The sequence below is a fragment of the Bacillus sp. GMa5/1 genome, assembly GCF_050172015.1.
Taxonomy (GTDB): Bacteria; Bacillota; Bacilli; order Bacillales; family Bacillaceae_G; genus Bacillus_A; species Bacillus_A cereus.
The window spans coordinates 1-9,065 of record NZ_JBNLYC010000159.1 but is presented as its reverse complement, the minus strand read 5'-3'; the positions used below and the strand labels follow the sequence as shown (position 1 = coordinate 9,065).

The window sequence follows — 9,065 nt, the reverse complement described above, 5'->3', positions numbered from 1 at the left end:
TCTCATATTTCAATCCATATCCAAACATTCGATCCATTCCAATATGTGCTGTCCATATTAAGCCAATCATTATAACGATATCCATCTTAAAATAGACACCTATTAGAACAATTAATATGGATATGATATATGTGTGACATACATTATATATTTTCGCACCAACGTGATTATTAATCCCATATGCTAACATTGATAGATCCGGCGCTAAAAGGAATACAAAAAATATAATCCAACTAAACTCATATATCGAATACATATAAATCGTGGCTAAAAATACAACCATTCCTTCAAAATGTACAATACGTTTTTGCATTATTTATCATTCCTATTTTTCTATATTTATTGATACATTTTCATCGCTGAAAGTATTCTTTGTATTTTTTGACCAGATGGTTGCTAATATTGGCCCTGCAATGTTATGCCATACTGCCGCTAATACACTTGGGAGTGCAGCAACCGGTCCAAAATGTGCTGTCGCCAGCGCAACACCTAAACCTGAATTTTGCATTCCTACTTCTATTGAAATAGCCCTTCTTGTCCCTTCGTCTAGTCCAAGTACGAACGCAGTTATATATCCGAGCAAAAAACCGAAAGCATTATGGAGCATCACCGCAATAAAGATAAGAAGTCCTGAAGAAGTAATGCTACTTACATTTGCTGAAACAACTGCAGAAACAATTATGATAATTGCTACAACTGATATTAAAGGAATAACAGTCATTCCTTTATTAACGATATGAGGGAAAAACTTTTTCACTACTAGTCCTAAAATAATAGGCACAATAATGACTTGTACGATAGAAAGAAACATGGACATAGCATTTACTGGCATCCATTGCCCTGCAAGTAATAGTAGAATGAGCGGTGTAGCAATTGGTGCTAGTAACGTTGATACTGAAGTCATTGCAATAGACAACGCTAAGTTCCCTTTTGCTAAATAAACCATAACATTTGATGCAGTGCCACCCGGTACTGAACCGAGCAACACTAACCCAGCTGCTAATTCCGCTGGCAGATTCATAACGTAGGCTAGTACGTATGCGACAAGTGGCATAATAATAAACTGAGCACATACACCGATAATAACTGGTAATGGTTTTGTAGCTATGATTTTGAAATCAACAGCCTTCAATGTTAATCCCATCCCAAACATGACAACCCCAAGTAAAATCGTTATGTAACTAGTTAACCCGAGAAATGGCGCGGGAATGAAATATGCAATAGCTGCAATACAAATAACCCAAAATGCAAAATACTTTCCAGCTATATTACTTATCGCTTCTAGTACTTTCATCCACTCAGCCCCTATCTTTTAATTGAAACACCTTTTTCGGATTCAAAATATTTTGCGGATCAAGAACTTTCTTTATTTTCTCCATTACAAATAATGCCGCCCCATGTTCTTCTTCTTGATACTTTCGTTTCCCGATTCCAACGCCATGTTCTCCTGTACACGTTCCTCCTCGTTTAAGAGCATACTGAACGATACTTTCATTTATTTCGTCTGCCTTCTTCACTTCCTCCTTATCATTTGTGTCAATCATTAAGAGTACATGGAAATTCCCATCCCCAACATGACCGAGAATACCGCCAATAAGCCCTACTTTATGTAATACCTCTTTCGCATGTTGAATCGCTCCAGCTAATTCCGAAATTGGTACACATACGTCTGTACTCATTAGCTTTTTACCAGGATAACTATGCACGTAAGAGTACGCTAAGTTATGTCTTGCATCCCACAGCTTATTTCTCGCTGCTGTTTCCGTCTCAAACGCAATTTCTATACATTTATGATCAAGAACGATTTCTTTCGTAAATTCAATATCTTGCTTTAACCCTGCTTCATTGCCGTGAAACTCTAAAAACAGTGTCGGTTCTTCTCTGTAACTTGTTTCATTGTAATAATTTACTTGTTTCATAGATAATTCATCAACGAGTTCAATTCTCGCGATTGGAATACCTGCTTGTAATATGTTAATTACAGCTTCTACTGCATCATTTATAGTTGGAAACGATGCCCTCGCAGCCATAACATGTTCTGGTATACCGTATACTTTTAAAGTTAACTCCGTGAAACATCCAAGTGTTCCTTCTGAGCCTACGAAAATACCATTTAAATGATAACCTGATGATGACTTCGCTGCTAAATTCCCGGTATGTATTACTCCTCCATCAGCAAGAACGACTTCTAAATCTCGAACTTGATCACGCATTACCCCATACTTTACCGCTGTCGTTCCGCTCGCATTTGTAGCAGCCATTCCTCCTAACGTTGCATCAGCTCCTGGGTCTACACTAAAAAATAATCCATACTTTTTCAATTCTTTATTAAGCTGAGAGCGCGTCACCCCTGGCTGTACTCTCACAAGAAAATCCTTTTCTCTTATTTCAAGTATTTTGTTCATAAGAGAAAAGTCCATTGTAATTCCTTTTTCGTAAGGAATTACATGTCCCTCTAGACTGGACCCTACTCCAAATGGAACGACAGCTGTTCCGTGCTGAATCGCTATTTTCATTATCGCGCTAACTTCTTCGGTCGTTTTTGGAAAAACAACTACATCAGGTAAACTACTACTATGGTAAGATTCATCTTTACTATGTAACTCTCGTACTGTCATATTTATTACTACTCGATCTTCAGGAAGTATGCCTTTTAATTCATTTACTACATGTTCAATTGTTATTTCCATAATCAACTCTCCTTTTTAATTTTAAAACAAGTATACCATCTTTATACAAAATAATTAGAAAAATAAGATTATTAAACCTGAATATACAAAAAAGAACCTGCAGCACACGCTACAAGTTCTTTTTCACTACATTTTAAACGATTTCTTTATTAACAACATAAACCAAATTAAAGTAACTGCCATCAACGAATGAGAAAATCCTACAATATAAGTTAACCCTTTAAAGTCAGCTCCATTTAACTGAAGAAGCCCTCTCGCTGCTAGCGAACCTAACATTAATGTTAATGCAATATTATGTAAAACAAACCACTTATTAAACCCTTGCACTTCATGAAACGCGAATACTTTTGCTAATCCTAAAGCAATTAAAAAGAAGAAAAAGCCAAGTACAAGTGTATGCGTATGCAAAAGATTTAACAAAGTAGACCCTAAAATCCCTTTATACTTACCATACTCCCTAGCGAAAATCCCTGATAATAAACCGATAATCAAATACGTAAACGATGCATTATATAATTTCTTCATTATGTACCTCCTTGAGTAGAATGTATAGTGTGTCATATTTAGTAATAATGATAGTTATATAGTAAAAACTCCTAGTCACCTAGGAGTCATTGTATAAGCATCTCACTCTTTACAATTAATCCTAATTATAAGATATCTCTCTATACAAAACAAACGAACTTTATGTGAACAAACACCCCCATTAAAATATGTTGCACTTTTGTTTTACACAATCCATACTAATTGTTATAACTTTTTAAAGGTGGTGTAATTATTGATAGTTCTTGAAACTGAACGTCTTAATCTTCGCTGGTTTGATATAAAAGACGCTCCTTTTATTCTTGAGTTAGTAAACGATCCTGCATGGATTCAGTTTATCGGTGACAAAGGAGTTAGTAACTTAGAAGATGCAAAAAATTATATTGTAAACGGTCCCATCGATATGTATAACAAACTTGGATTCGGCCTTTACTTAGTAGAACGAAAAAAAGATCTCACTCCACTTGGTATGTGTGGCCTTATTAAAAGAGATTCATTAGAAGACGTTGATATCGGGTTTGCCTTTTTAGAGACATTCCGTTCAAAAGGATATGGCTACGAGTCAGCTTCTGCGATAATCGAATACGGTGTACAAAAGCTCGGCATGAAACGAATTGTAGCAATTACTTCTGTAGATAACATCGCCTCAGGAAAGCTTTTAGAAAAAGTAGGATTACGATTTGAGAAAATCATTTCAGATTCAGGAGAAGATTTAAAATTATTTGGGTATAACGCATAGTAAAGAAGGTCGCCGTGAATGGTGACCTTCTTTACTATTTTACTGATCTCGTCATAATACTTTTAGTTCCATTTATAGTTTTGCAGTAATTCTTGTGATTACTACTATGCCTTTCATATCACATTTTTTGGAAATTCATAGAAATAAAACTTTCACATTTAAATAAATTATATTAATATATCAAATAAAGGAAGTGAGAATAAATGGAACAACCGCTATTTTTATTAGTTCTTCAATTCATTGCATTCATATTAATCATTTGTATCGTATATGGAATGTTGTACAATACCGTATTAAATTTAAATATGCCTAAATGGACTGCACATATAGTAGCTACGGTCTTTTCCCTTGGTATTACCTATCAAGCTTTTATAAATTTTATTTGAAAAACTTTTGTAGCAATTACTTCTATTGTTGATGCAGTAAAGCTTTTAGAAAAAGCAGGATTGCAATTTGAGAGGGTTATTTCAAGATCAGAAAACGTAACCATTTTTTATACAGTCTTTCCAGCGCAAAATAGTGAAGAAGTTAGTTCCGCTGAAAGTGTGTTTGCATAAAAAGAAATGAATTTAATTGATGCTACAAAAATTTTATTTTAATTCTGGTTCTATTGTTTGGAATCGTTCTAGGGTAACATTTGTGTGGACTTTAAAAATTTTCATTTGCGCACCAAAATGTTGCGTTAAGTAAAATGTATCACCAGTTATTAAATTTCCAATCTTCCAATCAGGTTGATATGTACTTTCCATGGAACTTTCTAAATCCCCAATCATTATTAAATTGATATATAATGAAGATGAACTACTCAACATTTTCGTTAAAGATAGTCTATCAACCTCTAACTACCTAATGAACTCAAGTAAACACATCTTCAGTCATTTTAAGAGGTACAAAAGGCACCCTTTCGGGTGATTTTTGTATAAAAATTCTATTTTTTTATATTCGATACCAACCACGAACCTTTTTAAAATAATAGTATCATTATGTCTCCTTTTTAGAGATTATTTTTAATTACCTTTAATTTTTTGCACCAGAACCGGAAAATCCCTGACTACTCGAAATATCAACTATCAGGTGCTAATATTCAATAACGCGTACTGAAAATGATTAAACATTTTTATAAACCCGTGGAACATTTAAGAAATCAATTTTTCTCTTATCGAAATTTAATTAGCTTACAGTAATACAGTGGTCATATATTTTTAAGAATAACGGAAGAATATATAGAAATTGCTACAGAAATGTGAAGTTTAATTAATTTAGGAGGAACAAACTTGTTTAATCAGCTTGTAAAAGTTATACCGAATTTATTTACGATTGGAAATTTATTGTGCGGTGTTTTCTCAATCACCTTGAATATGAGTGAATATTTAGGAGCAGCCTCCATTCTCATTTTCTTTTCAGCTGTTTTAGATTTTCTTGATGGAAGAATTGCAAGAAAATTAAAAGTGAACAGTGAGTTTGGCGTAGAATTGGATTCCTTAGCTGATATTGTTAGTTTCGGCGTCGCTCCTGCGCTTTTATTTCATACGATAGCAACACCTTCTATTTTAACTTCTTTGGCATTTATCCTATTCCCAACAATGGGTGCTTTAAGATTAGCTAAATTTAGTATTAAACCAACTATTGGATATTTTAAGGGATTACCTATTCCAGCTGCAGGATTATCATTGGCTGGTATGGCATTGTTTTCATATAGTAATGCATGGATTACTTTAATCCTCGCCCTCTTAATGGTAAGTCCCATTAGGTTTAAAAAATTTTAATGAAGGTCACGCCCAACACCATTAAGGAGCATTTTAAATGGATTTAACGCGTCAATAAGTATAAAAAAGCGGGACAATAATATTAAATTAGGTGCTCTTCGAAAAATTAAAACCTTGTATTTATGGCTATTGGGTTAATCCATCGATATGTTATTCTGAAACGTCAGTCCACTTTTAACAGGAGCTCCCTTTATCAAGAGAGCTCCTGTTCTTATTTCTTCTTCTTTTCTGTCGGTTGGCTTTGTTTAGCAAAATTAGATGAATCATCAAAATTCGGTTGCTTTTTACCAGCATTATTACTTCTACCTTTTCCCATATGTAATGCACCTCCCCTCCCCCTTACTATTCCCAATAAAAAAATTCTCTTGCATCCAAGAGAATTTTAAATTGGGTTCTTATTGATAATACCTAAGTACTTCCAACACTGCCATTCCATAAAAGATGGATCCAATGTTAAATTATTTAATGCTAAAACAAATATTACATTTTCATATTTAACTGGATAATCAATTAATAATCCTAATGTATTTCCTGAATCTGCGACAGTTATGATTCCCTTTTCTAACACGTCATCTATAACTTCTTTTAATTATTCTTACCTAGCATATAATATTTTCCTACACATTGAGATTGCATGTTGTATAAGGAAGCCCTTCTTCTTTCCATGCAAGAAATCCTCCCTTTAAATTCACTACTTCCTTTATACCAGCTCTTTGTAAAATACTAGCTGCTATAGCGGAACGTAATCCGGTTCGACATTGCAAAACTATTGGAAAATCTTTCGGTATATAATCTAGTTGTTCAAATAGATTACCTAAAGTGATATGTATTGCATCATGAAGGTGTCCTTCCTCCCACTCTTTTTTACTACGCACATCGATAACCTTAACGCTTCCACCTTTTATATGCGGATATAATTCAATCGATGTTTTTTCTTTGTAACTTTCAAATCTATCAAGTCTTTGTATTACTTTTAAGGGTGCAAAAGCAATAATATTATCTAACCCAATAGATTCAAATTCTCTAATAACTGCCTCTACTTTAACCTTTTCCTCATCTAGAATTATTAAAGTTTCTTTTTTATAATCTAATAACCATCCACACCAAGTTGTGAAAGAATTGTTATAAGGTATGTTAATTGACTTCTCGATATGACCTGCAGCAAAACTCTCTACATCCCTTATATCAACTATTTGATGAACGCTCTTCAAAATTTCTTGAAGCTCTTCTACTGTATTAATAGCAGTACTTTTTCTCTTCTTACGAATTGGCGGACCATACTTATTTAAATTCTTCATTAATGAAAAATACTTTGGAGGCTCTGGCTGTCCCGTCAATAAAGTCGATATAAAATCACTTTCTTCATTACACCGAAATGCCCAATTGAACATCTTTTCATAACCTAATGTAGAAGTTGGAATTGCTCCTAATGCTTTTCCACATGCGCTTCCCGCACCATGTGATGGCCATATTTGCAAATAATCAGGAAGTATTTTTATTTTTTGTATAGAATCAAATAATTGTTTCGCTCCTATTTTTGCAGTATCTTTAATACCGACTGCAGTTTCTAATAAATCCGGTCTTCCTATATCTCCTACAAATATAAAATCACCTGTGAATATTCCTATCGGTTTATCATTCGTATAATTATTTTGACTTGTATCAGTTACTAAAAAAGAAATACTTTCAGGCGTATGCCCTGGGGTGTGAATTACATTAAATTTTATATGACCTACTTTAAACTCTGTGCCCTCTCTAACCAATTTGTATCGACCTTCGTTAAGATATTGATATTTCCAATCACAATCTCCTTCATCAGATACATATAAATTTGCATGGTAAAGATTAGAAAGTTCTCTAGACCCAGAAAGAAAATCAGCATGAATATGAGTCTCAGCCGCAGCAATTACTTCCATCCCCTCTTTCTTAGCAAATTCTATATATTGTTCTATATAGCGACTAGGATCAATAACGATTGCTACGCCTTCTTTCTGACAACCGACTAAATAGGAAGCATGTGCTAATTTTTCATCATAAAAATATTTTAAAAGCATAGCTATTCCCTCCAATTAGTTATTTCAAATTAATTTTCAATTTTTGTAACCACTTTTTATCTTCTCCTATAGAATCCCTTTCAACATTAAATTCCAATACATATATGGCAACATATATCTTTTAAGTAAAAACATACTATACCGTTCTTTCGCTTGATTAAATGGAAACGTTTCTTGAGGCTCATGTTCATAGTTAAATTCAGCAAGTATAAGACTTTTATATCCTGTAACAATCGGACATGATGTATATCCATCATATTTAGCCTGTAAATCTCTTCCGCTAAGTACGTCCATAATATTTTGTTTTAAGACGGGTATTTGTTTTCGAATTGCTGCTCCAGTTTTAGAGGTAGGTAAATTGGTACAATCTCCAAGTCCAAAAATATTTTTATATTGCACATGCTGCAAAGTATAAGGGCTTATATCTACCCACCCCTGATGATCACTTATCTCACTCTCTTTAATAAAATTAGGTGGCCCCATTGGTGGAACAACATGTATCATACTATATGGTACGGTTTCTCTTTTTAGTGTTTGCGTATCTTCAAAAATTGCCTCTCTCTTTTCGGCGATAATTTCCACTAAATTTTTATTATAATTCGTTATAATTTGCTTTCTTTCTAGTACTTGTTCTAAAGTATTTGCATATCGTGGAACCTGAAATATGTTATTGTTTGCAGAATAAAACATTACTTCACTTCTGTTTCTTACACCACTATTACAAAAATACTCCTCTGCTAAGTACATAATTTTTTGTGGAGCACCACCGCATTTAATAGGAGTATTAGGGTGGGTAAAAAGCGCATTTCCTCCTTTGAATTTTTCGATTTCTCTCCAAGTAGAATCAACATATGTATAAGAATAATTGCTACATACCCCATTAGTGCCAATAGACTCTTTTAAGCCTTTAATACTGTCCCAATTTATTTGTATACCAGCTGCTACAATAAGAATTTCATATTCAAGTAACAGTCCGTCATCTAAAAGTATCTTATTTTCAGATGGAAATAACTTAACAACACTTTTAGGGATCCACGTTGCCCCTTTTGGAATAAGCGATTCCTGATTACGCATCGTACTTTCCTTTGAAACAATTCCTCCCCCCACTAAACTCCATAGTGGCTGAAAGTAATGTTTTTTTGATGGATCAATAATTGCTATACTTTCTTTAAATAGGGGTACATTTCGTAATAAATGTGCAGTAGAAGATAGTCCTGCTGTCCCAGCACCAATTACAATAATTTTATAACTATCTCTGGTCTTCATTATCCTC

Annotated in this window: 10 protein-coding genes; 3 read left to right on the top strand and 7 right to left on the bottom strand. The window is 33.8% G+C overall.

Going from position 1 to position 9,065, the window contains the following annotated elements:
• The 4 genes from ACQGSG_RS23590 to ACQGSG_RS23575 form a co-directional block, all read right to left on the bottom strand.
• On the bottom strand, window positions 1-313 hold a 313-nt coding region (locus tag ACQGSG_RS23590), incomplete at its 3' end, for a DUF4260 domain-containing protein (protein WP_426948147.1).
• 12 nt (window positions 314-325) lie between these two features.
• The gene (locus ACQGSG_RS23585; RefSeq protein ID WP_000865826.1) at window positions 326-1,294 is read right to left on the bottom strand and encodes a bile acid:sodium symporter family protein; all 969 of its coding nucleotides are present in this window, start codon (window positions 1,292-1,294) and stop codon (window positions 326-328) included.
• Between the two features lie 4 nt (window positions 1,295-1,298).
• Complete coding sequence (locus ACQGSG_RS23580; protein ID WP_000406571.1) at window positions 1,299-2,690, bottom strand: FAD-binding oxidoreductase; 1,392 nt, start codon at window positions 2,688-2,690, stop codon at window positions 1,299-1,301.
• 126 nt (window positions 2,691-2,816) lie between these two features.
• Window positions 2,817-3,215 carry a DUF2871 family protein gene (locus ACQGSG_RS23575; RefSeq protein WP_000737896.1) on the bottom strand — a complete coding sequence of 133 codons (399 nt, stop codon included), beginning with the start codon at window positions 3,213-3,215 and terminating at the stop codon, window positions 2,817-2,819.
• Window positions 3,216-3,468: 253 nt separating this feature from the next.
• Here ACQGSG_RS23575 and ACQGSG_RS23570 point away from each other — a divergent pair, with 253 nt between their 5' ends.
• Both ACQGSG_RS23570 and ACQGSG_RS23565 read left to right on the top strand, forming a co-directional pair.
• Window positions 3,469-3,972, top strand: coding sequence for a GNAT family N-acetyltransferase (locus ACQGSG_RS23570; protein WP_000636208.1), 504 nt, complete (start codon window positions 3,469-3,471; stop codon window positions 3,970-3,972).
• A 203-nt stretch (window positions 3,973-4,175) separates the two neighbouring features.
• Window positions 4,176-4,358: a hypothetical protein gene (locus ACQGSG_RS23565; RefSeq protein ID WP_000437513.1), complete on the top strand. Its 183-nt coding sequence runs from the start codon at window positions 4,176-4,178 to the stop codon at window positions 4,356-4,358.
• 204 nt (window positions 4,359-4,562) lie between these two features.
• Here the strand turns inward: ACQGSG_RS23565 and ACQGSG_RS23560 are convergent, their stop codons facing one another.
• A complete protein-coding gene (locus ACQGSG_RS23560) occupies window positions 4,563-4,745 on the bottom strand; it encodes a DUF5065 family protein (protein ID WP_033690255.1) in 183 nt (60 codons plus the stop codon).
• A 501-nt stretch (window positions 4,746-5,246) separates the two neighbouring features.
• On the opposite strand from ACQGSG_RS23560, the gene pssA reads away from it, so the two are divergent.
• The gene (pssA, locus tag ACQGSG_RS23555) at window positions 5,247-5,738 is read left to right on the top strand and encodes a CDP-diacylglycerol--serine O-phosphatidyltransferase (protein WP_000483080.1); all 492 of its coding nucleotides are present in this window, start codon (window positions 5,247-5,249) and stop codon (window positions 5,736-5,738) included.
• A gap of 617 nt (window positions 5,739-6,355) precedes the next feature.
• On the opposite strand, the gene ACQGSG_RS23550 is transcribed toward pssA, so the two are convergent.
• Window positions 6,356-7,792, bottom strand: coding sequence for an MBL fold metallo-hydrolase (locus ACQGSG_RS23550; protein ID WP_098203225.1), 1,437 nt, complete (start codon window positions 7,790-7,792; stop codon window positions 6,356-6,358).
• Window positions 7,793-7,858: 66 nt separating this feature from the next.
• The gene (locus tag ACQGSG_RS23545) at window positions 7,859-9,058 is read right to left on the bottom strand and encodes an FAD/NAD(P)-binding oxidoreductase (RefSeq protein WP_000857307.1); all 1,200 of its coding nucleotides are present in this window, start codon (window positions 9,056-9,058) and stop codon (window positions 7,859-7,861) included.
• Window positions 9,059-9,065: the final 7 nt, after the last annotated feature.

Excerpts from the sequence above, each read along its gene's own strand:
- ACQGSG_RS23585 (WP_000865826.1), bottom strand. The coding sequence starts at position 1,294 with ATGAAAGTACTAGAAGCGATAAGTAATATAGCTGGAAAGTATTTTGCA.
- ACQGSG_RS23580 (WP_000406571.1), bottom strand. The coding sequence starts at position 2,690 with ATGGAAATAACAATTGAACATGTAGTAAATGAATTAAAAGGCATACTT.
- ACQGSG_RS23575 (WP_000737896.1), bottom strand. The coding sequence starts at position 3,215 with ATGAAGAAATTATATAATGCATCGTTTACGTATTTGATTATCGGTTTA.
- ACQGSG_RS23565 (WP_000437513.1), top strand. The coding sequence starts at position 4,176 with ATGGAACAACCGCTATTTTTATTAGTTCTTCAATTCATTGCATTCATA.
- ACQGSG_RS23560 (WP_033690255.1), bottom strand. The coding sequence starts at position 4,745 with ATGATTGGGGATTTAGAAAGTTCCATGGAAAGTACATATCAACCTGAT.
- ACQGSG_RS23550 (WP_098203225.1), bottom strand. The coding sequence starts at position 7,792 with ATGCTTTTAAAATATTTTTATGATGAAAAATTAGCACATGCTTCCTAT.
- ACQGSG_RS23545 (WP_000857307.1), bottom strand. The coding sequence starts at position 9,058 with ATGAAGACCAGAGATAGTTATAAAATTATTGTAATTGGTGCTGGGACA.